General features: G+C 62.0%; 28 protein-coding genes. 14 read left to right on the top strand and 14 right to left on the bottom strand.

Annotated features, from left to right (window positions below; all coding sequences use genetic code 11):
- Nucleotides 1–63 precede the first annotated feature (63 nt).
- Nucleotides 64–912 (bottom strand): LLM class F420-dependent oxidoreductase, encoded by an 849-nt coding sequence (locus ACBG85_RS25670; RefSeq protein WP_039973116.1) that lies wholly within the window; start codon nucleotides 910–912, stop codon nucleotides 64–66.
- Nucleotides 913–956: 44 nt separating this feature from the next.
- Nucleotides 957–1,277, bottom strand: coding sequence for a GYD domain-containing protein (locus tag ACBG85_RS25665; protein ID WP_007729728.1), 321 nt, complete (start codon nucleotides 1,275–1,277; stop codon nucleotides 957–959).
- Between the two features lie 81 nt (nucleotides 1,278–1,358).
- Between ACBG85_RS25665 and ACBG85_RS25660 the strand changes: the two genes are divergently transcribed.
- The 4 genes from ACBG85_RS25660 (at nucleotide 1,359) to ACBG85_RS25645 (ending at nucleotide 3,470) form a co-directional block, all read left to right on the top strand.
- Nucleotides 1,359–1,541 carry a hypothetical protein gene (locus ACBG85_RS25660; RefSeq protein ID WP_007729726.1) on the top strand — a complete coding sequence of 61 codons (183 nt, stop codon included), beginning with the start codon at nucleotides 1,359–1,361 and terminating at the stop codon, nucleotides 1,539–1,541.
- Between the two features lie 44 nt (nucleotides 1,542–1,585).
- Nucleotides 1,586–2,401 carry a DUF72 domain-containing protein gene (locus ACBG85_RS25655; protein ID WP_372025335.1) on the top strand — a complete coding sequence of 272 codons (816 nt, stop codon included), beginning with the start codon at nucleotides 1,586–1,588 and terminating at the stop codon, nucleotides 2,399–2,401.
- Between the two features lie 70 nt (nucleotides 2,402–2,471).
- A complete protein-coding gene (locus tag ACBG85_RS25650) occupies nucleotides 2,472–2,981 on the top strand; it encodes a hypothetical protein (protein ID WP_030536492.1) in 510 nt (169 codons plus the stop codon).
- 33 nt (nucleotides 2,982–3,014) lie between these two features.
- The gene (locus ACBG85_RS25645; RefSeq protein ID WP_030536493.1) at nucleotides 3,015–3,470 is read left to right on the top strand and encodes a PPOX class F420-dependent oxidoreductase; all 456 of its coding nucleotides are present in this window, start codon (nucleotides 3,015–3,017) and stop codon (nucleotides 3,468–3,470) included.
- A 2-nt stretch (nucleotides 3,471–3,472) separates the two neighbouring features.
- On the opposite strand, the gene ACBG85_RS25640 is transcribed toward ACBG85_RS25645, so the two are convergent.
- The gene (locus ACBG85_RS25640; RefSeq protein ID WP_165639001.1) at nucleotides 3,473–3,916 is read right to left on the bottom strand and encodes a helix-turn-helix domain-containing protein; all 444 of its coding nucleotides are present in this window, start codon (nucleotides 3,914–3,916) and stop codon (nucleotides 3,473–3,475) included.
- 117 nt (nucleotides 3,917–4,033) lie between these two features.
- Between ACBG85_RS25640 and ACBG85_RS25635 the strand changes: the two genes are divergently transcribed.
- Nucleotides 4,034–4,438, top strand: coding sequence for a PaaI family thioesterase (locus ACBG85_RS25635; RefSeq protein ID WP_019745591.1), 405 nt, complete (start codon nucleotides 4,034–4,036; stop codon nucleotides 4,436–4,438).
- 1 nt (nucleotide 4,439) lies between these two features.
- Here ACBG85_RS25635 and ACBG85_RS25630 read toward each other — a convergent pair whose 3' ends face one another.
- On the bottom strand, nucleotides 4,440–4,955 hold the full coding sequence (locus ACBG85_RS25630) for a MarR family winged helix-turn-helix transcriptional regulator (protein WP_003940222.1): 516 nt from the start codon (nucleotides 4,953–4,955) through the stop codon (nucleotides 4,440–4,442).
- 58 nt (nucleotides 4,956–5,013) lie between these two features.
- Here ACBG85_RS25630 and ACBG85_RS25625 point away from each other — a divergent pair, with 58 nt between their 5' ends.
- Both ACBG85_RS25625 and ACBG85_RS25620 read left to right on the top strand, forming a co-directional pair.
- The gene (locus tag ACBG85_RS25625; protein ID WP_064687802.1) at nucleotides 5,014–6,447 is read left to right on the top strand and encodes an FUSC family protein; all 1,434 of its coding nucleotides are present in this window, start codon (nucleotides 5,014–5,016) and stop codon (nucleotides 6,445–6,447) included.
- Between the two features lie 75 nt (nucleotides 6,448–6,522).
- Entirely contained in the window at nucleotides 6,523–7,122 is a 600-nt protein-coding gene (locus tag ACBG85_RS25620; RefSeq protein WP_030536496.1) for a TetR/AcrR family transcriptional regulator, read from the top strand.
- Between the two features lie 21 nt (nucleotides 7,123–7,143).
- Here the strand turns inward: ACBG85_RS25620 and ACBG85_RS25615 are convergent, their stop codons facing one another.
- On the bottom strand, nucleotides 7,144–7,584 hold the full coding sequence (locus tag ACBG85_RS25615; protein WP_064687801.1) for a VOC family protein: 441 nt from the start codon (nucleotides 7,582–7,584) through the stop codon (nucleotides 7,144–7,146).
- A gap of 174 nt (nucleotides 7,585–7,758) precedes the next feature.
- Between ACBG85_RS25615 and ACBG85_RS25610 the strand changes: the two genes are divergently transcribed.
- Entirely contained in the window at nucleotides 7,759–8,922 is a 1,164-nt protein-coding gene (locus tag ACBG85_RS25610) for a S9 family peptidase (RefSeq protein WP_003940397.1), read from the top strand.
- 63 nt (nucleotides 8,923–8,985) lie between these two features.
- On the opposite strand, the gene ACBG85_RS25605 is transcribed toward ACBG85_RS25610, so the two are convergent.
- A complete protein-coding gene (locus ACBG85_RS25605; protein ID WP_372025331.1) occupies nucleotides 8,986–9,717 on the bottom strand; it encodes a TetR/AcrR family transcriptional regulator in 732 nt (243 codons plus the stop codon).
- A gap of 146 nt (nucleotides 9,718–9,863) precedes the next feature.
- Here ACBG85_RS25605 and ACBG85_RS25600 point away from each other — a divergent pair, with 146 nt between their 5' ends.
- The 6 genes from ACBG85_RS25600 to ACBG85_RS25575 are packed head-to-tail and all read left to right on the top strand — an operon-like array spanning nucleotide 9,864 to nucleotide 17,059.
- Nucleotides 9,864–10,886 (top strand): ABC transporter substrate-binding protein, encoded by a 1,023-nt coding sequence (locus ACBG85_RS25600; protein ID WP_042925933.1) that lies wholly within the window; start codon nucleotides 9,864–9,866, stop codon nucleotides 10,884–10,886.
- Nucleotides 10,883–12,445 carry a multicopper oxidase family protein gene (locus tag ACBG85_RS25595; protein WP_372025329.1) on the top strand — a complete coding sequence of 521 codons (1,563 nt, stop codon included), beginning with the start codon at nucleotides 10,883–10,885 and terminating at the stop codon, nucleotides 12,443–12,445. The genes ACBG85_RS25600 and ACBG85_RS25595 overlap by 4 nt, the downstream gene beginning before the upstream one ends.
- Nucleotides 12,446–12,455: 10 nt before the next feature.
- A complete protein-coding gene (locus ACBG85_RS25590) occupies nucleotides 12,456–12,803 on the top strand; it encodes a plastocyanin/azurin family copper-binding protein (protein WP_372025328.1) in 348 nt (115 codons plus the stop codon).
- Nucleotides 12,800–14,614, top strand: coding sequence for an ABC transporter ATP-binding protein (locus ACBG85_RS25585; RefSeq protein ID WP_372025326.1), 1,815 nt, complete (start codon nucleotides 12,800–12,802; stop codon nucleotides 14,612–14,614). The genes ACBG85_RS25590 and ACBG85_RS25585 overlap by 4 nt, the downstream gene beginning before the upstream one ends.
- Nucleotides 14,611–16,344, top strand: a complete 1,734-nt coding sequence (locus ACBG85_RS25580) for an ABC transporter ATP-binding protein (RefSeq protein WP_372025324.1) — start codon at nucleotides 14,611–14,613, stop codon at nucleotides 16,342–16,344. Before ACBG85_RS25585 ends, ACBG85_RS25580 begins: the two co-directional genes overlap by 4 nt.
- Before the next feature lie 25 nt (nucleotides 16,345–16,369).
- The gene (locus ACBG85_RS25575) at nucleotides 16,370–17,059 is read left to right on the top strand and encodes a vancomycin high temperature exclusion protein (protein ID WP_372025322.1); all 690 of its coding nucleotides are present in this window, start codon (nucleotides 16,370–16,372) and stop codon (nucleotides 17,057–17,059) included.
- Nucleotides 17,060–17,154: 95 nt separating this feature from the next.
- Here the strand turns inward: ACBG85_RS25575 and ACBG85_RS25570 are convergent, their stop codons facing one another.
- From ACBG85_RS25570 to ACBG85_RS25535, 8 genes are all read right to left on the bottom strand, one after another.
- Nucleotides 17,155–17,991, bottom strand: coding sequence for a methylamine utilization protein (locus ACBG85_RS25570; RefSeq protein ID WP_372025320.1), 837 nt, complete (start codon nucleotides 17,989–17,991; stop codon nucleotides 17,155–17,157).
- Between the two features lie 74 nt (nucleotides 17,992–18,065).
- A complete protein-coding gene (locus ACBG85_RS25565) occupies nucleotides 18,066–18,389 on the bottom strand; it encodes a cupredoxin domain-containing protein (protein WP_080712742.1) in 324 nt (107 codons plus the stop codon).
- On the bottom strand, nucleotides 18,389–18,736 hold the full coding sequence (locus tag ACBG85_RS25560; protein WP_003940240.1) for a plastocyanin/azurin family copper-binding protein: 348 nt from the start codon (nucleotides 18,734–18,736) through the stop codon (nucleotides 18,389–18,391). Before ACBG85_RS25560 ends, ACBG85_RS25565 begins: the two co-directional genes overlap by 1 nt.
- Nucleotides 18,737–18,763: 27 nt before the next feature.
- Nucleotides 18,764–20,353 carry a multicopper oxidase family protein gene (locus tag ACBG85_RS25555; protein ID WP_372025318.1) on the bottom strand — a complete coding sequence of 530 codons (1,590 nt, stop codon included), beginning with the start codon at nucleotides 20,351–20,353 and terminating at the stop codon, nucleotides 18,764–18,766.
- The gene (locus ACBG85_RS25550; RefSeq protein ID WP_003940153.1) at nucleotides 20,350–21,669 is read right to left on the bottom strand and encodes a hypothetical protein; all 1,320 of its coding nucleotides are present in this window, start codon (nucleotides 21,667–21,669) and stop codon (nucleotides 20,350–20,352) included. Before ACBG85_RS25550 ends, ACBG85_RS25555 begins: the two co-directional genes overlap by 4 nt.
- Complete coding sequence (locus ACBG85_RS25545) at nucleotides 21,666–22,337, bottom strand: methylamine dehydrogenase light chain (RefSeq protein WP_064688132.1); 672 nt, start codon at nucleotides 22,335–22,337, stop codon at nucleotides 21,666–21,668. The genes ACBG85_RS25550 and ACBG85_RS25545 overlap by 4 nt, the downstream gene beginning before the upstream one ends.
- 75 nt (nucleotides 22,338–22,412) lie before the next feature.
- On the bottom strand, nucleotides 22,413–23,021 hold the full coding sequence (locus tag ACBG85_RS25540) for a redoxin domain-containing protein (protein WP_019745575.1): 609 nt from the start codon (nucleotides 23,019–23,021) through the stop codon (nucleotides 22,413–22,415).
- Between the two features lie 44 nt (nucleotides 23,022–23,065).
- Nucleotides 23,066–23,656, bottom strand: a complete 591-nt coding sequence (locus ACBG85_RS25535; protein ID WP_063315621.1) for a MauE/DoxX family redox-associated membrane protein — start codon at nucleotides 23,654–23,656, stop codon at nucleotides 23,066–23,068.
- Nucleotides 23,657–23,860: the final 204 nt, after the last annotated feature.

Below are 23,860 nucleotides of genomic sequence, written 5' to 3'. Positions count from 1 at the left end.
TACTCGGATAAGTAGTGTCCAAGTATACTCGGACACTACTTATCCAAGTCAAGGGTTGCCCGGTCAGTCGAAGAGTTCGGCGGCCAGTGCTTCGTAGGTCGCGATCGGATCACCTTCGGCGGGAAGTGCTTGGATCGCAACGTGATCGGCACCCGCCGCGACATGCTCCCGAAGTCGATCCGCGATGGACTTCGCGGTACCCCGCGCAACCAGGGCGTCGATGACGCGATCGTTCCCCTCGTTGGCCAACTCTTCGGGCGCAAAACCGAGGCGCTCGAGATTGCTCGTGTAGTTGCGCAGATACAGATACGGGTTGGCGACGGCGGGGCGACCGATTGCTCTGGCCTTCTCCGGATCGGTTTCCAGGACAACCTTGTGCTCGGGGGCCAGGATCTTCGAAGGGCCGAGGATTTCGCGAGCTTCGGCCGTGTGTTCGGGGGTGGTCAGGTACGGATGCGCGCCGGCGGCGCGAGCGGCGGACAGTTTCAACACCTTCGGCCCCAGTGCGGCGAGGACGCGCCGCGCTTCCGGGACCTGGGCCGCGTCGAGTTCGTCGAGGTACGACACGAGCGAGGCGTACGGCTTGGTGTAGTCGCCGGTAGCCTCCGGATGTCCGACGCCTACGCCGAGCAGGAATCGACCCGGGTGCGCGGCTTCGAGTCGGTGATAGGACTCCGCCACCTCAGCCGCAGGTGAGGACCAGATGTTGACGATTCCGGTTGCCACGGTGATGTGCTCGGTCGCGTCGAGAAGTTTCTCGGCGATCCGTAGATCGGCGCGTGGGGAGCCGCCGATCCAGATGGTGCCGAAACCGAGTTTCTCGATCGCAGTTCCCAGCTCGGGCGGCAAACCAGCCGCTCCTCGCCAGATTCCGTAGGTTCCCAGGTCAGGTGTTTTCGTAGTCTCCGTCACAGCGGGTGCAACTCGGCTGCTGCCGGGATCTATTCCTTCCGTCGTCATTTGCCCGGCGCGCGGTAGTCGGTCGGTCGCTTGACTGCCTCGTCGATCTGCTCCGGCGTGAGCAGTGTGATCGACTCCGAGCGTGCTGCACCTGCCGCAGCCGTGCGAATGCTCAATGCGGCTGCCGCGACGTCGTCCGGCAGGTTGCCGATCACGAACATGTCGTGACCGCCCAGTGCGAAGTGGCAGGATTCGACAGTGCCACCGATGCTTTCGACCATTCGCGTTATCGCGTCGCGCCGCGCAGTGCCTCCCTCCTGCTGTAGACCGGCGGCGCCGGAGGGTGAGTACGTCACTTGCCAGAGGTATTTCGGCATTTCCACTCCTAGCTCGGGATGGGTACTTCGATCGTGTACCCGTAGGGCGCTCGGTGGCAATGGGTAGGGGACAATCACGGCATGGTTGGAACTCCGGTGATCGTGACTATCGTGTCCGTGTGTGTAGGTTTTGTGATCTTCATGCTCGCTGCCAGTGGTGCACGCGGAAAGTGGGACCGTCGCCTCGTGATCGCGTTGTTCGTCGGTGCGGTGGTGTGCCTGACCGTCGTACCGGTATCCGTCGCGCTCAGCGCCGGAGTTTGAAACACGGAGTGCCAAAACGCTCGAGTGCCGCTTAGTCTGAATCGATGGCAGATATTCGGGTAGGTATCTCCGGGTGGACGTATCCCGCGTGGCGCGGAGATTTCTATCCGAAAGGTCTTGCTCACCGCAAAGAATTGTCTTATGCCGCAGAGAGATTGACGTCGATCGAGATCAACGGCTCGTTCTACGCGCTGCAGAAGCCGGAAAGCTACACCAAATGGCGCAGCGAAACTCCCGAAGATTTTGTGTTCGCGATCAAAGGCGGCCGGTACATCACACACATGAAACGGCTGCTCGACGCCCGTGACGGACTCGCCAACTTCTTTGCCGCCGGAACACTCGCCCTCGGCCCCAAGCTCGGGCCGATTCTGTGGCAACTACCTCCGACGCTGCAGTTCGAATCGCAGCGATTGGCCGACTTCTTCGACGGTCTTCCCCGTACCACTCAGGCTGCAGCCGATCTGGCAGCACAGCACGACGACAAACTCACCGAAGACCGAGTGTTCGCCCAGACCGAGAGGGACGTGCCGATTCGCTACGCGGTGGAAGCGCGGCACGCCAGCTTCGAGACCGACGAAGCCGTGGACCTGATGCGCGAGCACTCCATCGGTTTTGTCGTCGCAGACACAGCCGGCAGGTATCCCCGCATCACCACTCCTACTGCCGATTTTGTCTATGTGCGGATGCACGGGGACAAGGAACTGTATGCGAGTGGGTACGCCGACGAAGCTCTGGACAAGTGGTCCAAGCGCTTTCGGGACTGGATGGACGAGGGCCTCGACGTGTACGTCTACTTCGACAACGACATGAAAGGCTTTGCGCCGCACAACGCAATGTCCTTGTTGGAGCGGCTGCGCTGACGGATCGCCTGGCCTGTCGGTGGGATGTGGAAGGCTTCCGCATGAACACGAGGACCGAGGAGATACCACGATGACGCCAGAACAGCGGACGCCAGAACAGAGCTGGCCGACGCATTGGCCGAAGGTCGCCCGTGACATCGCCGATGCCACGGCCGACGCACTCGCCGCGGTGCGGGCGGCAAATCGTGACGGACTACTCGTGGCTGTCGAGGAACTGCGCGGGCTCTCTTTCGAGCAGGTCAGCTCGGTTCACGCGGCGATCGTGCGCGAATTGCTCGAGGACACGCATCCGGACGGCTTGTCCAGCGAGGACGTGCAGGATGCGCTCACCGCCTGCGCCAAGTCCACGATTGTGTGGCTGCCGGATCTGGACGTGCAGGCGCTCGCTGCGGTCTACACCGGGGCGCTCGGGATCTCGGATCTGGAAGACGATTCGTTCCGTATCGGGCACGGCGCGTACCTGCGTTCGGCGGTTCTGGTCATCGGGAGTTTGTCGACCGGAGTGAAGAAAGCTCAGAGCGCGTACATCATTCGTGCAATCGGCGAAATCGCACGTGCTCAGACCATCGAGATGCCCTGAGCGTCAGTTCGTAAATCGAATTAGGCTGAGGTCATGTCCAAGATCGCCAGCGCAGATCGTGTGTCGTTTGCCGAGCTCCTCGAATTCGTCAGGCCGCGCCATCGGGCCACGTTCGTCACGGTGAAGAAATCCGGCGAGTTGCAGATCTCTCCGGTGACGTGCGGGGTCGACGACGAGGGTCGGATCGTCATCTCCACGTACCCGGAACGGGCCAAGGCCGCGAATGTCCGCCGCACCCCGGCGGTGTCTCTGTGTATCCACTCCGACGAGTGGAACGGCCCGTACGTCCAGGTGAACGGAACCGCGGAGTTGATCGACCTCCCGGACTCGGTGGAACCGTTGGTCGACTACTACCGATCCATCGCCGGTGATCATCCCGACTGGGACGAGTACCGCGAAGCCATGCGCAAGCAGGGTAAGAGCCTGATCCGCGTCACCGTCGACTCCTGGGGTCCGATCGCAACAGGCGGGTTTCCGCCCGGACGCTGACGCTATCGAGCAGGCGGCGAGAGTTCGACTACATGCGCGTCTTTGGCGGCCAGCGGCTCTTTGCAGTGCGCGCACACAACTTGGGCGTGCAGGATCTCACCGCAACGGTGTTCGACGACGGTTGGCGGTGGACCCGTCGTCGCAAAGGTGTCTCCCCATTCCATGAGTGCCATCAGGATCGGGTAGAGCGCCTTCCCTGATTCGGTGGCGATGTATTCGTAGCGCGGTGGATGGTCTTCGTAGCGTCGCTTCGTGAGGACGTCGGCGTCGACAAGGGTGCGTAGACGCGCGGCGAGGATGTCGCGGCTGGCTCCCGTGCCCGCGGCGATCTCGTCGAACCGTCGTTGCCCGAGGACGATTTCTCGGAGCACCAACAGTGACCACTTCTCGCCGACGACCTCCAAGGCGTTGGCGATGGAGCAGTTGCGTCCTTTTGTCGCCGTCATCTCTGGGCCCCTGTTAGTTGGAAATGTTAGTTGGGAATTCCAACTTAGCACTTGACGGCATGTATTCGAGGGCGGAAGGTAGGTCGAGAAATCCAACGGAGCAGATGAGGGGTCGTCATGACGGAATTGAATCTCGAGGCAGCAAGCGGATTCGTCAGCGCTGCCGGATTGCAACTGGACGAGGTGTCTGGCACGAAGGTTGTCGGGCACATCGATCTGTCCGAGGCACACCACACTCCGTGGGGCGTTGTCCACGGCGGCGTTTACACGACTGCCGTCGAGTCGGCCGCGAGCATCGGGGCGAGTACCGCAGTGGCGGACCGTGGCGAATTTGCCGTCGGAGTGCACAACGGAACGGATTTCCTGCGGGCGCGTACGGGTGGGCGCGTGGACGTCGTGGCTGTGCCGATACAGCAGGGACGCGTTCAGCAGTTGTGGTCGGTGGTCATCACCGATCCGGAATCGGGGAAAGAGGTGGCGCGCGGTCAGGTGCGCTTGCAGAACGTGCCGCTGCCGAAGTAGGTCAGTCCCAGATCCCCGAGTCGATGTTGAGTGAGATGCGTTTGAGCAGTGCCGTCAGTTGGGCACGTTCGTCCTCGTCGAGTCCGGTGAGTACTTGACGGTCTCGCTCGACGCGTCGGGGAAACTCTGCCTCGACCAATGCGCGACCGGCATCGGTGAGTTGAAGCAGAACCACTCGTCCGTCGTGTTCGAAGCGCTGACGCTCGACAAAGCCCAGCTTGGCCAGGCGGTCTGCGTGTTTTGTGGTGGCGGCGCCGCTGACCATCGTGACGGCGGTGACTTCGCTCGCCCGCAGGGGACGGTCACTGCGAGCGAGTGCACTCATCACGTCGAATTCGGCGCGAGAGACCCCGCTGGACGCCAGTGCGCGGTCGAGCTGGTGAAGAGACTGCGCGTTGATGCGGGCGATCCGGCCCATCACTTCGACGGGGGCGGTGTCGAACTCCGGGTAGGCGCGCTTCCATTCGCGACGGACTTTGTCGATGAAGTCGTCTTCGGATCTGTTCGCCGCGCCCATGGCCCCATCTTAGCGACAGATTTCACATTACTTCACAAGTAATTTACTAGTGAAATAAATGTATGCTGGGTGGGTGAGCCGAACCGAAACCGCAGCCAGGACGCCCAGCCGTCTCACTCATTCGAGTGAAGCCATTGCACATACCGTCTCCGGGGCGACGTGGCGAGCGGCTTTTCGCGTCGGATCTGCCGACGCGACCATCGCCCCCGCGATCAGGGTCGGGCTCGCCACCGCCGTAGTCCTCGTGGTCGGCGGACTGCTCGGGCATCGGGAATTGGCCGGCTTCGCGGCCTTGGGCGCGCTGTGCGCCGCGTTCGGCAGGTACGAGCCGTATCCACGGTTGGCCGGCAAGCTGGCAATGGTGGGTGCTGCACTGGTGGTTTCGATTGCCTTCGGCGGCGCCATGGGTGTCGCGGGCGTTCCGATGTGGTTGCAGATCGGCATCCTCTCTTTGCTTGCGGGTGCGTCGTACTGCTTCATGTCGGGCTTCCGGATCACCGGGCCAGGGCCCGTCATCCTCGTCTTCGCGGCGACCGGTGCAGCCGGATATGCCTCCAGCGTTGATGATTTGGCGCGGTTGGTCACTGCCGGTGCGCTCGGAGTTCTGGTCGGTTGGGCGGCCGCGATGCTCCCAGCGCTCGTACTGCCGATGGGACCTGCCCGCCTGGCAGTTGCCCGTGCAGTTTCTGCGGTGGGGCGTCTCGAACAGTCCGGCGCAGACGGAGTGGAACCGGCGCTCGGATCGATTGCCAACGCCCGCTTGGTTATTGCGTCGAGTGGCCGGATCAAGTCGACCGTCGATCACGGACGCGAACTGGTGGCGGTGCTCGACGAAGCAGAAGCGGCAGTTCAGGAGTGGCAGTTGCACGGCGACGCCACCCTGATTCGCAGCATTGCTCGGCACGAGAAGGAGCTTCGGAAGCTCAAGCGATCCAGCATGATCGAACACGATCTCGCACCGGCAAAGAACCTGGCCGCGCCCGAAGGCTATTTTCTCGAAGGATTGAATCGGCTGTATTCGCGCCCGGTGCGGATGAATGCTCTCCGCATCGTGGCAGCGTCGGCTCTGGCCGGTTGGCTCGCGGCGGGAGCCGGGTTGGAGCATCCGCTCTGGGCGTCGATGGGTGCCATCGCCGCGATGCAGGGGCTGAACTACAAGCAGACCGTCCAGCGTGGGATTCAGCGGTTGGTGGGAAATGTCGGTGGCGCCGTCGTCGCTGCTGCTCTCATCGCATTGACGCTCGGCTACTGGCAAGCGGTTGCCGTGGTCGTGATTCTGCAGACTGCTGCTGAGTTGCTCGTGATCAAGAACTATGCACTGACATCACTGGCCGTCACCCCGATGGCACTGCTCCTCATCGGTTTCAGTGCTCCGATCGGGACCGAAGCGGCAGTGGCTCGCGTCGCGGACACTCTCATCGGCGTGGTGATCGGTGTTGTCGTCGCCGCTGTGACGATCAGTCGATCGGATCGCCACCACGTCACCGTGTAACCGGTTCTGCCGTGTTTCCGGTACTGCCGTGTTTCCGGTACTGCTGTGTTTCCGGTACTGCGTAGGCTCCTGCAGGTGGAGGACAGCACGCCGGTCGACGGCCGGAAACTGCGTTACCAGCATCGCCGTGCCGAATTGCTCGAGCAGGTAACCGCGTACGTCACGGCGAACGGCGTCGGTGAACTGTCCATGCGGCCATTGGCCAAGGATCTGGGGATCAGTCATGCGACACTCATCCATCATTTCGGTTCGAAGGAACAACTGCTCACTGAAGTGGTTGCCACCCTGCGAGACAGCTCTTCTCTCGACATCTCTTCCGGGACCGACATCGTCGAGATGTTGACGAGTTACTGGAATGGGCGCACATCAGCGGAATCGTTGCCGAACTTTCGCTTGATGTTCGAGATCTACGGACAGGCGTTGTTGCATCCGGAGCGGTATCGCGAGTTTCTCGACCATGTGGTGGGGGACTGGTTGGGTGGTTTGGCGGAAGCTGCGCTCGCGCACGGATGTCCACCCGATCGCGCTGATCGCTACGCGACGATCGTGTTGGCGCAGATTCGCGGGTTGACGCTCGATCTGGTGACCACCGGTGACCGCGTCAGAATCGACGCGGCGTTCGCCGAATTCGCGGCTGCGATGGGCGCTCTGGCCAGCTCCTGGAAGGCGATCTGACGCTCCGAATGCCGTGACGCTTCAGGCGATCTGCTCGAACAGGGACACGATGATCCCTTCAGGCCCCCGGACGTAGGCCATGCGCACGCTGTTCTCGTACTCGCCGATCCCGCCGATGAGTCCGTAACCGTCCGCAGCCACCGCGTCGACCGCAGCCTGGAGATCGCCCACCTCGAAAGACACGTTGCGTATCCCGATCTCGTTGGCCATCGGAGCAGGCGATCCGGGTACGTGCTCGGGCGTGACGAAGGACGAGAGCTCGAGCCGTGATCCTTCGCCCGGCGGGCGCAGCATGGCGATTTCGCACTTGGCTCCAGGGATACCGCAGACGGTTTCCACGAACTCACCCTCCACGGATCCGGTGCCCTCCACCTCGAGACCCAGACCGACGAAGAATGCCGTCGCTGATTCGAGGTCCGTGACGGTGATGCCGATGTGGTCGAAACGCTGTACGTGTGCCATGGACACATCCTCCTACTGTTTTTTCGTGCGGTTCGATGCTAGGTCGGAGTTGGGGCCGGAATCTCGACATATACGTTTCACGAAGCTGCAAGATTTTGCTTGACCGATCGGTTAAACAAAATCTACGATAACGTCCAACGAGGTCGCCCACCGCACGAACCGGAGTCGTCAGACGTGAAATTCCAGTCGAAGTCGTTTGCCCGCATATCCATCGCAGCCCTCTGTGCTGCAACGATCGGCTCCGCCGTTGCTGCGCCCATCGCGTCCGCACAGGCACCGAGCGCGTCGCAAGCCACCGGCACTGTGGTGTCGAGTGAGCCGCTACCGAAAGATCTGTGGATTCCGGGTACCGCCGACGCCAAGCGATTCACGTACTGGACCATCGGTTCCAACGGCGGGCCTGCGCTGAGCAGTGGCGCGTACTACGTCCCGGCCGGTCCGGCACCGGAAGGTGGTTGGCCCGTCATTGCGTGGGCGCACGGCACCACGGGACTCGACGATTCCTGTGCCCCTTCGCTGGTCGGTCCTGGCCTGCCCGAGCGCGACTACCCCTACCTGGGGCGTTGGCTCTCCGAGGGCTACGCCGTAGTCGCCACCGACTACGTCGGTCTGGGAACACCGGGGCTGATGCCGTATCTCGACGGAAAGGTGGAGGCGCACAGCGTCGTCGACTCGGTCAAGGCTGCTCGGGTGATCGACCCCACCATCTCGAATAGGTGGGCAGTGGTCGGGCAGTCGCAGGGCGGCGGTGCGGCCATCACGACGGCGCGCTACGCCACCGAATACGGTGGGGATTCTCTCGACTATCGCGGCGGGGTGGGTACCGGAGTGCCGGCCAACATCGAGTTGACCCTCCTGCCTGCCGGTCCGGGCTTCCCTCCCATCGCCCTCGGCGGCGGATTGACGTCGTACGCGCTCTACATCCTCGCGGGCTTGCGGGAAGCGCACCCCGAGATCGACTTGAATTCCTACCTGAACGACTTGGGAAGGGAAAAGGTCGACTCGGCCGAAAAGCTCTGCGCCGCAGACCTGGACGAGGCATCCAAGGATCTGGTCCTCGGTGACATCTTCTCCCGCCCGCTCAGTCAGATCCCGAACTTCCAGGGTCTGCTGAACGATTACATGGGTGTACCGACCAGTGGATACGATCGCCCCATCTTCATCGGCCAGGGCTTGCTCGACGTGGATGTCCCTGCACCGTCTGCACTTTCGCTGGTTGCAGCGTTGGTCGCCAACGGTGAACCGGTCACGTTCAAGACCTACAACACCGATCACAGCGGCGCTTTGGTCGAATCACAGGCCGACACGATTCCGTTCGTCGCGAACCTGTTCCGCTAGGCATACCGAGAATCCAGATCATCCGCGGGGTCGCTGTCGCACAACTGCGACAGCGACCCTCGGTCATTTCTGTGACTCCTTGATTGAGTTCAGCCGCGCCTCGAGGCCGTCGAGGACACGGTCGAGTGTGTAGCGATAGTGTTCTGCCCGTGTTGCTTCCGCAGCATCCGGTGGACCGGCGAACTTCCCGATCAGTGTCTCCATCGATGAACGAGGATCTGAGGGTCCGTCGTTACTCAGTCGTTCCAGCATCGCGCTGTGATCGGGTGAAGGCTGTCCGCTGGGAATGCGCCTGGCGTCGTTCATGGCGATCAGTGTGGTTGTCGAGGTGAAGGCGACGGTGTAAGCCTGAGCGGCTTCTTCCCCGAACCCGGCGTCGATCAGCGATGCCAATCCGGCCTCCATGAGTTCCCGGCTGCGCTGGGTGGCAACTCCGTTCATCAGCAGCCACTGCGCCGCACCTGGACACTCGATCAATGCCTCTCGCATCTGCAAGAGCAGATGTGTCAGCCATTGACGCCAATCTTCTTGTGCGGATGGAACGTTCACGGCCGACACCGCACTGTCGACCACCGCAGCCGAGAGTGCGTCCCGATCTCCTACGAGTCGATAGACGACGGAGAACGACGTATCGAGTTCGCCGAGCAGCTGCCGCAGCGACCAGTCCTCGACTCCGTGCTCGCGACTGAGCCCGAACGCCACGGTCAGCACCGCGTCCGCAGTGATCCCGGTGTTGTAACTCCGGCGGCGCTGTGATTTCGCGGCGGACTTCTTGTCAGGTGATGGCGCAGTCATGGTCCGACCGAGCTTAGTGGCGTCGGATCGCGTCGCGTAGTCGACGCAACCGATTGACGGATGAACTTAGGTGAGGTTTACTTGCCAAATCCGAGCAGTGCTCCGATTTGTATCGAACCCCCGATTTTTCGAAGCTGAAGGACATTATGAAGTTGAAAACGCGACCCGGTTACCTATCGAGGCTGGGAGCTTCGCTGCTGGTCAGTGTCGTTGCCCTGACTGCGGCCGCCTGTAGCTCGAGTGAGGCGGGACCGACGACGGAACCTGCCGAGGGAACGCGTGTTGTGTCCCACGAATTCGGTGAGACGTCGGTTCCGGGCGACCTCGGGCGAATTGTTTCCCTCGACGAATACGCCGCACTAGGTCTCCTTGCCGTCGGCATCACCCCTGACGTGGTCTTCACGTCGTGGGGATCGGAGATCGGCCAGGATATCTTGGCGTCAGCGGGTACCGAGGTGGTCACGGTGCCGCCGCTCGGTGCACCCCCGATCGAGCAGGTCCTCGCCCAGGATCCCGGACTGGTCATCTTCACGTCGATGGGCGATCGGAGCTACTACGACTCCCTCGCGTCGACCGTCCCCACAGTGCCGGTCCCGGCCGTCACAACTCCGTGGCGTGAGAATCTTGCCTTCTTCGGACGCGCTTTTGATCGTCAGTCGGTTGCCGACAAGCTGACTGTCGCTTTGGAGGGCAAGATCGCTGACGTCTCTGCTCGGTCCGGTGGTGAAGTGAACACCGTGTCGGTGCTGATGAGCAGTTCTGGAATCCTTGCCACCACCACCGAGCAGGCGCCGCCGTCGTTGCTGTTGGCGGAGAGCGGCTTCGGGCGTCCGGAATCCCAGCGAGCGAATGCCGCTGGAGGACTGCCGTATGCGCCCCTGTCCGACGAGGCGATCCCGGCGCAGGATGCTCGGATCGTAGCCGTGTTCGACGAGGGCGTGTACGAGTTCGGCAAGGTTGCCGGTGTTCCCGGGTTCTCGAGTCTTTCAGCGGTGCAGGAGAACCGAGTGGCCAAGGTCAACGGAGACATGTGGCTTGCCACTCATCCCTTCGCCACCTTCTGGATGATCGAGGACATGGATGCCATGGCTGCCGGCAATCTGACCGGCACCGGAACCGAAGCTGTTGCCGCGACGCGCTATCAGGAATTCACGGCGCTGACGGCATGAGTTCGAGAGCGTTGAGTCGGCGCCTGGCTCTGCGATGGGGAGCGGTGACGCTCGGCTCTGCGGCTTTGGGCTCTGCGGCTTTGGGTTCTGTGGCACTGAGTGCGTGCAGCCGTGGTTCGGCGAACGAAACCGGTTCTGAGATTTCACCGTTCGACGACGAAGTTCGTGCTGCCGAACAGGCGAGATTTCATAGCGGGCGCACAGTCGAACGGAATCTGACAGCTGCACCGGCTCGGGTGAGTCTGGGCGCCAGAGAGGTCGACACATGGTCGTACGGTGCGGAAGCAGTTGGCCCGGAGCTTCGAATCTCCAAGGGAGACCAGCTCAACGTTCTTTTGCAGAACGACCTTCCGACGGAGACCTCGGTGCACTGGCACGGCATTGCGATCCGCAACGACATGGACGGCGTCCCGCCGGTCACCCAGGAACGAATCCAACCAGGTGCCGAGTTCACTTACGACTTCGTGGCCCCGGATCACGGAACATATTGGTACCACTCCCATTCAGGCTTGCAGGCCGATCGAGGGTTATTCGGTGCACTCGTGGTCGAGGACCCGAACGACCGGACCGGAGCCGACGAGGACGTCGTCATCGTGATCGACGACTGGCTCGACGGGCTGGGAACAACCCCGGATGCAGTGCTTCGCGCATTGTCACCGGACGTGCAGGGAGGACACCACGGGCACGGCGGCACTCCACCGGAAGTCGATGGTGCAGAGATTGATTCTGCCGCAGAACTTCTCGGCAGTGGTCACGGAAATTCCAAGGCGCTCGGTGGAATGGCAACGCACATCACGTATCCACTGCACCTGATCAACGGACGGCCTGTGGAAGATCCCTTCGTCGTCAGTGCGACGGCCGGAACTCGGCTTCGATTGCGGGTGATCAATGCCGGGGCGGAGACTCCGTACCGTTTCTCGGTCGCCGGGCACGAGATGACCGTTGTCAGTGCTGACGGGCAGGACGTTGCCTACACAGCCGGAGACGAGATTCTGATCGCACCCGCGCAGCGATACGACGTATTGGTGACGGTGCAGTCCGGCTCGTGGCCCATCGCCGCGAAGGTGGAAGGGAAGTCAGGTGGCGTCGCGTGCCTGCTTCGGACGCCGGATTCGGTAGCGGTCGTCGACCTGACTTCGCCTGCAGTGCTGTCAGGTGCCGGCGGTCGGCTCGTTCTGGAATCGGAGCTTCGCCCGTCAGGAGCGCTGGAGCAGAGGGCACCGGATCGTGCGTATTCGGTGGATCTCATTCAGGCCGGCGATCGATACCTCTGGGGAATGGCGGGCGCCGATGCAGGTCGGTTGAGAATGAAGCAGGGCGAGCGAATACGAATCGTCATGAACAACGACACCGACATGTGGCACCCGATGCACACCCATGGGCACACCTTCTCGGTTCCCTCCTACGGCGGGCTTCGCCGAGACACCGTGATCGTACTTCCGCGTACACAAATGGCGATCGACTTCGACGCCGACAATCCAGGACGGTGGATGTTTCACTGTCACAACGCGTACCACTTCGAGGCCGGGATGACTGCCGACCTCCACTACGTTCGATGAGGAGAGCAGAATGTTATTTCGCACCGGATTGACCACATTGATCGCTGTTGCAGCGGTATTCACACTGACGTCGTGCGGCAACGATTCGACGGGATCTACCGAGCAAGCGCCGGTCGAGATCTCGGTGAAAAACCTTGCGTACAAACCGAACTCCGTCACCGTGCACACAGGACAGACCGTCACGTGGATTTTCGAGGACCAGGGAATGCCGCACGATGTCGTGTTCGCCGAGTTGGGGATCAAGAGCGATCTCCAAGGAAGCGGAACCTACAGTCAGACCTTCGACAAAGCCGGAACGTTCACCTACACGTGCACACCACATCCGAACATGACCGGCACGATCATCGTCGAAGAGTGAGTGCGGCAATGAAAGTGAACGAGTCCGCAGCCCCGGAAGACTCGCCTGGACTCGTCGACCGAGACGCTTTGGGCAGGATGATCGCGCCGGTGAGAAATCAACTCCTCCTAGGGGCGGGTCTGTCGGCACTGTCGGTGCCGTTGCGATTCCTGCCCTACGTTGCGGTGGTCGAGATCGCGCGGGTGCTCCTGACCGGCTCGTCGTTGAACCTGGTCTGGATGTGGGCCGCAATCGGTGCAGCGGGCACAATTCTCGGTTTTGTCGTCTACAACGCAGCACTGACCGTCTGTCACACCGCCGACGCGCATTTCAAATACTCGATCCGCTCGCGTATCGCTCGGCATCTGTCCCGAGTTCCTCTGGGGTGGTTTGCAAATGGTGGCACCGGTGAAGTGAAGCAGGCGATGACGGACGACGTGAAGCGGATGCATCTTCTCGTCGCTCACCTTCCCGCCGACGTGGTACCAGCGATCCTGTCGCCGATAGTGGCCCTGATCTATCTGGTGGCGATGGACTGGAAGTTCAGCCTGGTCCTGGTCGGCTACATCGGAGTGTGTCTCGCTCTCGCCGCGCCGTCGATGCGCAGAGCCTATCGAACGAACGTCGACTCCTGGAATCTTGCAATGTCGACATTGACCTCTGCGACAGTAGAACTGGGCGACGGTATCGAGGTTGTCAAGACGTACGGGAGTGGGAGTCGCGCATTCGCGCGCTACTCGAGCGCTGTCGATTCGATGGTTGCGGTGTGCGTGCGATGGATGTCGGGGATGGGAAGGCCGGTGGTCGCGATGTCGATCCTCCTCTCACCGGCGGTACTCATCGTGGTCATCACGGCGACGGGAACTGCAATGTTGTCCGGGGGTTGGATTACCCCGGTAGCTCTTGTTGCCTTTCTGGTCGTCGGAATCGGTGTTCCGTCGTCGGTTCTGCACATGGGAACGATGGCCAACCTCTACCGCGAAGGCCAACTGGGAGCGACTCACGTCGAGAGCATCCTCGGCGAACCAGAACTGGCCGAACCTCAGGATGCAGTGCCTGCTCGCAGCACTTTGGTCGAATTCGACAGCGTCGGCTTCGAATACACCATTGGGCAGCGCGTCCTCGAGAACATCTCCTTCGAGATGCAACCGGGCACCGTGACCGCGATCGTTGGCCCCTCCGGCTCCGGAAAGACCACTTTGGCGCGTCTACTTCCGCGGTTCTGGGACGTCACGGACGGGTCTATTCGACTGGGCGGAAGCGATTTACGAGATCAGTCCAGTCGCGAAGTCTTGAGATCGATGGCCATCGTCTTCCAAGATGTTGTGCTCCTGCGGGACAGCGTGCGCGAGAATATTCGGCTCGGTCGACCGGATGCAACGGATTTGGAAGTGGAGACAGCGGCGAGGCGGGCGCAGATTCACGACGTGATCATGCGACTGCCGGACGGGTACGACACCGAGATCGGTGGTGGTTCGGGCGGTGAGCTGTCGGGTGGGGAGAAGCAACGCCTGACGATCGCCCGCGCCATCCTTCAGAACCCGCCGATCGTCATCCTGGACGAGGCGACTTCGCAGGCCGATCCCCACAGTGAATCGGCCGTTCAACGCGCACTGGGTGAGATCAGTGCGGACGGCGGCACCCTGATGGTGATCGCTCATCGACTGCACACCGTCCGATATGCAGATCAGATACTCGTTCTCGACGCCGGACGGATCGTGGAAAAGGGTACGCACGAACAGTTGTCGGCGCTCGGCGGAACCTACGCGCGGATGTGGGCGCTCCAGAACCCCCTCGTCGAAGACATCTCTCCGCGAAAGGCGCTGCAATGATTCGAGACCTGGACGAAATCCTCGGGCGCGGCAATGGGATGCGAGGTCAGATAGCAGGTTTCACGCTCGCTGGGATACTCGAGGGTGTCGTCTTTGCACTGATGATTCCGATCCTGAAAGCGGTGGTTCGCGGCGATTACGACGCCGCAGTGCCGTGGGTTGTCACGGCTGCTCTCGTGGCGGTGGCCTGTGGCGCCGTACGGTGGATCGCCGAGAATCGGGCGTACCGCATCGGAATCGAGGGTTTTGCCGGTGGAATCATGCATCGCCTCGGTGAGCACTTGGTGCAGGTTCCGCTCGGGTGGTTCAGCAAGGCAAACCGTGGAGCGTTCACTCGCCTGGTCACCGAGGGCACGGCTATCTTGATGAGCATCCCGGGAATGATCATCGCGCAACTCGTCACCGTCACGGTGACTCCAGCGACAGTGGCGATCGCTGTGTTGTTTGTGGACTGGCGACTGTCTCTCGCGATGGTCGTCTTCGTTCCACTGGGGATTCGGGCTTACCGCAACGTGCAGCGTGCGGTTGTTCCCGAATACGAGGCGATCGGCAAGAGCGAATCCGAGTTGGCATCGCGCGTCGTCGAATATGCACAGGCGCAGCAAGTTCTACGTTCGGCCGGTAAGAGCGGCGAAGGCTGGACTCGGTTGGACGAAGCTCTTGTGTCCAACCGGGACGCACACCTGCAGGAAATCGGATCGGTCGACAAGTATCTGCTGCGCTTCATGATCGTCGTTCAGGTTGCCTTTCTCACCGTCCTGGTTCTGGCGGCACTGCTGGTCACCACCGGGTCCATCGACACAGCAAGCGTGATCGTTGTTCTCGTGTTGGCCGTGAGGTTCGTGGAGCCGATGCAAATGCTCGCAGGATTCGGTGAAGGTATCTCACTGGCCCGGGTGTCGCTCGGATCTGTCCGCGAGATGATCGATGTACCGGTGCTGGCGGAGCCTGAGGTGCCGAAAGCGCCTACGTCGTATGATATTCGGTTCGATTCGGTCTCCTTCGGCTACGGCCCGGATCGCGTGATTCGTAACGTGAGCCTCGAATTCCCGGATTGCTCGGTCACTGCTCTGGTCGGTCCTTCCGGTTCCGGAAAGACAACTCTGGTTCGGCTGATCTCCAGATTCTGGGACGTCGACGAAGGTGCGGTATCCATCGGGGGAGCCGATGTTCGCGAGATCGGAACGAGAGCATTGATGTCTCGGATATCGACTGTCTCACAGCAGGTTTACCTGTTCGACGGAACCATCCTGGAGAACGTTCGGTTGGCGAGACCGGATGCCACCGAGTCGGAGGTCCGTCAAGCAGTGGTGGATTCCAGGCTAGGCGAAGTGATCGACCGTTTGCCGAGCGGTGAGGAGACCAGGGTAGGTGAAGGCGGATCACTGCTGTCCGGCGGTGAACGTCAGCGGGTCTCGATTGCGCGGGCATTCCTCAAGGACACTCCGATTGTTCTTCTCGATGAAGCGACTTCAGCCCTCGACGGAGAGAACGAAGTCGCCATCACCGAGGCAATTCACCGATTGGCCCGTGGTCGAACGGTGGTGATCATCGCTCATCGCCTGTCGACTATTCAGGGAGCAGATCGCATCGTCTACCTCGAAGACGGTGGGGTGGAGGAGGTCGGTTCCCACGAAGACCTGATCGCGCGAGGTGGAAAGTACTTGGATCTGTGGGCCGAGCGCAGTGGCGCGGAGGGATGGAGGATCGACCGAGCGCTCGAGCCATGAGCAAACCGTGTGGTTTGATCGACGAATGGACGAAGCTGCTGCAGATCCAGTGAAACCGCCGCGCAAGCGCAGGTGGCCTCGTTGGGTCGCAGGAATTGCGGTGCTCGGAGCAGTTGTCTACGCGGGCTCGATCGTGTGGATCTCCGTGGCGTCGGCCGGCCACACGTCGGACGCCGCCGATGCTCCCGATGCTCCGGTAGTGATCGTGCTGGGCGCGCAGATCAAGGACGGTAAGCCGATGGCTTTCCTGAAAGGGCGGCTGGACGCAGCAGTAGAACTGGTGGAAGCGGGAAAGGCTAAAGCGGTCCTCGTCTCCGGCGACGCGAACGGCGGCTCGGGTGACGAGATCGCGGCGATGACGAACTACCTGTTGGAGCAGGGAATAGATGAGCGTCGCATCGTGGGGGATCCGTACGGCCTCGACACCTATGACACCTGCTTCCGGGCCATACATACGTATGGGGTGACCAAGGCGTTGATCGTCACTCAGGGGTATCACGTGCCCCGCGCTGTGGCGCTGTGCCGAGACGTCGGCATCGACGCAGACGGGGTGAACAGCGATTGCGGGTGCGCAACTCCGACGCTGATCAAGAACGCCGCCCGGGAGTGGGTTCTTGCCAAGCCCAAGGCAGCGCTGGACATGCTGTGGAGTCGGGACGCAAAGGTGACGTCGCCGTCGGAGGACTCGGTCCAGGTGGCGCTGTCGATTCCCTGACGCGGGGTGAGTGCGCACGGTTTCTGTCGAGTGAACACACGCTCCGGAGAGTCGGAGCGTGTGTTCACTCGAGGTGAAGGGTGCTAGCTCGACAGTCAGATCAGTGCTGCGGCGGCGAATGCTCCCAGTGCGATCAATGCCGCGCCGGTGACGCTCTGCACGCGACGGTCCACGACGCACATGATCGAGAGGAATCCCGGCATCGAGCCACCGCGCTTGGTGTGCACGATTGCCGCGAGGCTGGGCATGCAGCGGCCAAGGGATACGACTGTGAACAGCGCCGCCCCGAGAGCCGGTGAACCCGAAGCCATGACGCCGAGTGCCAGGAGGTAGTACGCACTCGAGCGGATGAAGATCAGAAATCCCGGACCGATGATCGCGCCGAAGATCAGCGAGACCTTCCACGGCGCCATCGTGCGGCGCAGATGGCGCGGAAGCTGTTGGCGCCGCATCGGAGTCGGCATGCTCACCGCACCCAACTCGTGCAGCCCGTATGCAACCGCGACGACGGCCCAGGCGCCCAGCGCCCAGCCGATCGGCACGTACCCGGACATCGCCGCACCGAGAGCGCCGATCAATGCCCCGGTGACGGCTCCCGTCGTGACCGAACCCAGAGCGTGCCAGCCGAGTCGGCGGACGGGAGTCGAGGATCCCTTCCGATCGACTTGCTTCGGCGCGGCAACAACTCCGGCGACGGACATTCCGCAGGTCGACCAGTTCGCGGCCAGCGACGTAACCAGTCCGGCGCCGATAACAGCTGTGGTCAAAGCTGTTGTCGCAGATGGCGTGGCCACGAGTGCGAGGCCGGCACCCGCAGCGGCGCCCGCCGCGACGAGGCTGACACGGGTCGCGGTGCCGACCGAGCCTTGAAGGGGCGGCCGGATGTCAGGGACGTCGGTCTGCAGTGGGCCGTGTGAGAGAACAGTAGTCATCAGATCCTCCGAAGTGTTTGTGGTTCAGGAAAAGTGTCGAGCCGAAGTCGCAGCGAAAAGTGATGAGCCAGTGTTCACAGCACTGTGATGACTCCGATCATGTACGGGTGCACGGAGCACGAATACTCGTAGACGCCGACGCTCTCGAACGTGTGCCGGAACGTTCCGTCTCCGGTGATACCGCTGTCGAACAGGCCGGGTGATTCCACGTGATGCAGGAGTCCGCCGTCGTCGAAGCGCCACTCGACGGTGCCGCCGTGTTCCACGGTGACGTCCATCGGACTGAACTGAACATTGCTGATCTCGACCACCACGTCGGGGACGGGATCTTCTGTGCCGCAAGCTGGGACACACGTCGCCGCGACGGCGAGGCCGAAGCCGGCGATCCACCTCCTCACTATTGAACGATCACGGTGCCCACCATCATCGGGTGGGGCGTGCAGTGGTAGGTGAAGGTTCCGGCGTCGTCGAACGTGTACGAGAAGGTTCCCTCGGTGAGCAACTCGCTCTTCAGTTTCCCGTCGAGATCACCGTTGCCGACCACGTCGTGGGGGAGTCCGCTGTCGTCGAACTTCCATTCGACGGTCTGTCCCTTCTCGATGGTGACCGATGCCGGTGTGTACGCCATGTTCTTCACCTCGATCACGACTGCAGGTTCGTCCGACGACGCACCGGCATCACTACTGCAGGCGGTGAGGCTCAGGGCAGCGCACGCGGCCAGGAAAGCGGGAACGAGTTTCTTCATGAGGTGTTCTCTCCATTCTTCGACTTGTCAGCGGACGTAACGCAGATTTGCCGTCATGCCGGCCTCGAAGTGGTAGGCGTTGTGGCAGTGGAACATCCACTCGCCGGGATTGTCGGCGTCGAACTCGATGGCAAGCTCGGTGCCGGGTAGGACGTTGACGGTGTCGCGGCGAAGTCCGCCGTAATCCGGTACCGCAAACGTGTGGCCGTGGGTGTGCATGGGGTGCCACATCGTGGACGCGTTCTTCATCGTGATCCGGACCCGTTCGCCCTGTTTCATGACGAGCTTGCCTGCATCGGCCCCCGCCATTCCCCAGACGTACCGATCGCCGGCCTGGATCAACTCGATGCGGTAGTCGCGATCAGGCGATTTCGTCTCGAGCCGTGCGGATTCCGCGGGCCGGAGTTCGCTTTCGGTGACCAGTCGGCCGGCCAGTTCCGAGAGGTTTCCGCCCACATCCGGGTTCGCCAGGGCCAACGCGTCGGTGCTGCGTAGGACGGTCGACGCATAACCATCTCGGCCCTCGACCTTCGCCACCACCGGCCATGTTCCCGACTTCACCGTCACCAGTACGTCGTAGCGTTGGGCCATTCCGACGATGATGGTGTCGGCGGGAGTTGGTTCCACGTCGTAGCCATCGGTAGCGACGATTGTCATCTCGTGACCGGCCACCGCAAACCGGTACGGAGTTTCGGCGGCTGCGTTGATGATTCGCAGTCGCAGGGTCGAACCGGGCGCTGCAGTCACGACAGCAGGATCGTTGGGTGGCCGCCCGTTGATCAAGTGCAGTGGATACGCGATGTGTTGAGTCATCCCGCCGAGTGGTTCGGAAGAACCGTGTCCGCCGCTCACCAACTGTTGCGCGACGGACATGTCGGCTTCCGAGTGTTCCGCCGGAGTTGTTGCCCCACCGCCGTGTCCGCCGTGCCCGCCCGAAATTGCCGGGTTCAGGGCCATCAGGACGGAATCCGGTGTGGTACCCAATCCGTCGAGCCAGTCGTCGAGCACCAGAACGGCATCGATGTCGGCCCCGGTGATGTCGTTCGGGTTCTCGACGATCATGGCGCCGAAGAGCCCCCGATCGGCTTGTAATCCGCTGTGCGAGTGGTACCAGTACGTTCCCGGATCCGGTGCGATGAAGTTGTACTCGAAACTCGAACCGGCGCCGATGGGAGCCTGCGTGGTGGGTGCCGCGCCATCCATGTCGTTGCGGATTCGAATTCCGTGCCAATGCAGTGTTGTTTCGGCGTCGAGGCCGTTCTGGACGCTGACGTTCACCCGGTCACCGGACTTCAGGCGAAGTTCCGGAGCCACCGCAGCGCCTCCGTACGTCCACGTGTCCACGAGGCGTCCGCCAAGATCTACCGTCGAGAATCCGGCGGCAAGGGCAAACGCAGCGGTGGTCCCGTTCCAGGCTCGCGCCGATTCTGCGGCGGCAACTTCCGGGTCGGTGGGCAGGATGTAGTCGAGATCGGTCGTCGGCGTCGGAGATGCTGCAGTGGAACTGCATCCGGCAATCGTCCCCATTGCGCCGAGCCCGAGTGCTCCGGCGCCGAGTGCTCCCAAACTCAGGAAGCGGCGCCGGCCCATCACCACACCGGATCCGGGACGACTCATCGGAGTACTTCTGGTGTGATCAACCCGCTGACATCCCCGACGTTGCCCGAGACATCGACGGAACTGACCTGCTCGCCGGTGCTCGCGTTGTAACCCACGATCTTCTGCGGAGCGGAGCCTTCGACCTCAGGTCCCGAACCGAGCACGTAGAACGTGGCGCCGTCGACGGAAAAGGTCATGCTCTTGATGTCTGTCAAGCCGAGGTCTGCAAGCGTCAAGCTCTTCACCGGGGCGAAGGTCGTTGCATCGGACAAGTCGATCTTGACCAGTGAGCCTCCCCGAGCAGAGTCCGGATGAATCGCCGTGTCCGTGTACGCGATTGCGAGCCGGGTTGCGTCGGCGTTGATGACGTTCTCCGAGAATCGACCGGAGTCCTGCCCGGCGTTTCCGATCGGCTTGACACCTTCCTGAGGCAGTCCGTTGGAGAAGTCGAAGACGTACACATCGCCGTTCTCACTGACCAGCAAGGCTTTTTGTGCTTCCGAGGCCCACGTGACCTTGCGGGTGGAGACAAAATCCTCGGGTAGGACCTTGCTTCGGGCGGTTTCCTTCGGAACTCCGTCGTCACCGATCGTGACGTGCAGCAGTTCCCGGGTGTCCTCGCAGACGCTGTACAGTTCGTGATCGACCATCCACGTGAACGGACCGCAGCCGACTATCTGGAGTGCACCGGTCGCTTCCTTCTTCTCGAGGTCGACCACCCTGATGCCGTACAAACCGTCGTCCCACGTGACGAAGAACTTACCGTCGGAGGTCACGGCGTTCGAGCCGGGACGTGAATGTACGCGTGCGACGTCCGGAAGCATGACCTCGGCTGGTTCCAGCAGGTTTCCGGAGTAGGTGCTGACCGTGAAATCTGCCGCGCCGCGGGAACCTCGGGGGCGCCACACCTCGGCAGCGAGCACCGCAGGATCCTCGGCGGAATCCCCGACGAATCCGTGAATGACCGGATCCCAGATACCCGGGCCGACGGTGATCCGGCTCTCGGCCACACCGGTTTTCGGATCGATGACGTTGACGCTGAGCTCGAGTTGGCCGAATCCACCTTCGACGCCCAGCAAGCGGTCAGCTGCGATCGGGGTGATCGAACCGACGTGCAACGGCTCGGGAATGGTGTCGCCGATTTCCTGGTCGTCGTGACCGAGGGAGATTCCTTCACCGGGAGCAGTGAACGGAACTGTCGGATAGGTGACATCACCTGCGCTGGAAGGTTCGTCGTTGTCGGACGAACTGCAGCCGGCCAGCGCGAGTACGACGGTGAGTGGGATGACGGCAACGGCGGGTCGCGCCAGTTTTCGGGTTCGCGGACTGCTCATGATCCGGCACCGACCTTGGGGCGCTCGGCCGGTCGAGTCTGGCAGTCCTCACCGATGATGGGCGCCATCGTGCAGGTGTATGCCTGAGACTCGTCGGAGACACACCAGATGATTTCCTGGTCGTAGCTTCCGGAGACCGGGTTGTACATCACGGCCTGCATGTCCGGTTCGCCGCAGAATGCGTTGGAACACGAAGGTGCACCGCAGCAGTCGTAGTAGGCGATCAGATAGGTCTTGCCGGTATCAGGGTTGGTGCAGCATCCGACCCAGAACTCTGCGCCGGGCTTGCTGCCGGGGGCGCAGGTGGTGACACCGCCGCCGTTGCATGCGGCACAGGACGTTCCGTCCATGTTGCACCAGCGCCAGTACTCGCACTCGGCCGGATCTTTACCGTCGTAGACAGGGACAAGAGGCTCGGGGCCAGGTGTCGGCGCAGGAACCTCGGGCTCTTGGGCGAAGGCACTACGTGTCACAGGAAGTGTGCTGATCAGTGCCACTCCTGACACACCCATGGTCCACTTGCCGATCCGGCTGATCATGGACCGCCGCGAAACGCGTTCGGAGAGTTTGCGTCCGGTTCGACTGGTGAGCGAACCGCCCTGGCCCGCCATCCATTCGGCCTGGGCCTGAACTGTCGCCTCGTCGACGGGATATCGGTTCTCCGTCATGTTGTGCTGCGGGAATTCATTGTCGTCCAACGATTTTCTCCTGATTCGTGAAGAGGATCGAACTGTGCAGGAAGATCAGGCCGCGCTGCCGGATTTCGCCTGGGCATGAAGGTGCTGGAGTGAGGGGGTGCCGGATTCGAGCGCATTGAGCAGGCTTTCCACCTGAGCCATGTGATTGCACAGGCCCTTTCCTCGGATCTTGCCGTGCTCGTCGAGAATCACGCCGTACGGAGTGGTGCCCACCTGGTATGCGATACCGACGTCTCGAGCGTCGATGTAACTGAGCTCGGAACCGATCCCGCTGCCGGCCAGGAACTCGCGATGCTCTTCGGGTGTTCCGTCGGAGATGATGATCACGTCGAGATCCGATTCGGCTCGGGCCATTGCCCTTACGCCGGGAAGAAGGCTCTTGCACGTCGAGCAACTCGGTGCTGTGAACAGCAGGAGTTGAGGTTTGTCGCGGTGACCACCGACTCCGACGGTCCGTCCTTCCTGATCGATGAGACCGGCAAACGACGGGCCGGCCTGTTCGACCTTGGGCCCGGTATCCATCATCCGGGCACCGAGAGGTCCGAGACGTACTTGTACGCGGCCGATTTCACGAGCCAGAGCAAGAACCATCAAGAACAGTACGGCTACGGCGATCACCAGGATCACTGTCGCGACAAGGAGGAAAGTGGTCATCGTGGTAGTCCTGCCTTCGAGTTTTCAGTGGTGGGGATGTAAGTTCACGAGCCGTACCGGGACGCGGTTTCGGCGGTTCGGAGGCGGATGGAGGCGCTCGACAGGTAGTCGTCGACCGGGCGTCGTCCGAGGTGGACCACCGAACGAATCTGTGCGAGCGCAACTCCCGCCAGAACGAGGAGGAATCCGAAGGTCGTCGCCACGACCTGGACGCCGATCTCAGCCTGTCCGGCGGTGACCGACAGTGCCACAGCGATCACCGCGAGTGTTCCGGCGCGAACGGCGTGGAACCATCCGATACGCGGAATCTCGCCGACTCCGAATGCAAAACATCCGCAGTCCAGATCGCGTCGCCCACGCAGGAGGTTGATCGTGAGGCCCGTGAAGAACGACGCGAACATGACGGCAGCAACCAAGGCGGCGAGGCGATGGGCCACGCCGAGAACCAGAAGGATGCCTACGACGGTTTCCGCGACGGGAAGGATGCGAGCGAGCGGTACTTCGAGTCGCACCGGCAACACTTTGTATCCGCGCACCGAACGAAGCACCCCGTCGTGGTCGTTCAGCTTGGGAATGCCGGCGAGCAGGAGAACAAATCCGATGATCGCCGAAGTGGTGGCGCTGACCAAGTCCATGCTTCCTCCGTTCCTCTCGGGTAGTGCCGGTGGTGTGTGGGACACATCCTGTACGGGCGATGCTGCGAACCCGCGTCGACCGCGCTACGCCTGGACGAGGTGCAACTGAGAGAGCAGTTGTCGTGTGAGAATCGGAGAACTCGCAGTTCAAGGTGCTGCCGGAGGGGCCGGATACCGTCGGCCGCCCTTGATCCGGCATGACGC

The sequence above is a fragment of the Rhodococcus sp. NyZ502 genome (assembly GCF_041464245.1).
In the GTDB taxonomy this organism is placed as follows: domain Bacteria; phylum Actinomycetota; class Actinomycetes; order Mycobacteriales; family Mycobacteriaceae; genus Rhodococcus_F; species Rhodococcus_F qingshengii.
Note: the sequence above shows the minus strand (reverse complement) of the source record. Positions and strands in the feature narration are given on the sequence as shown.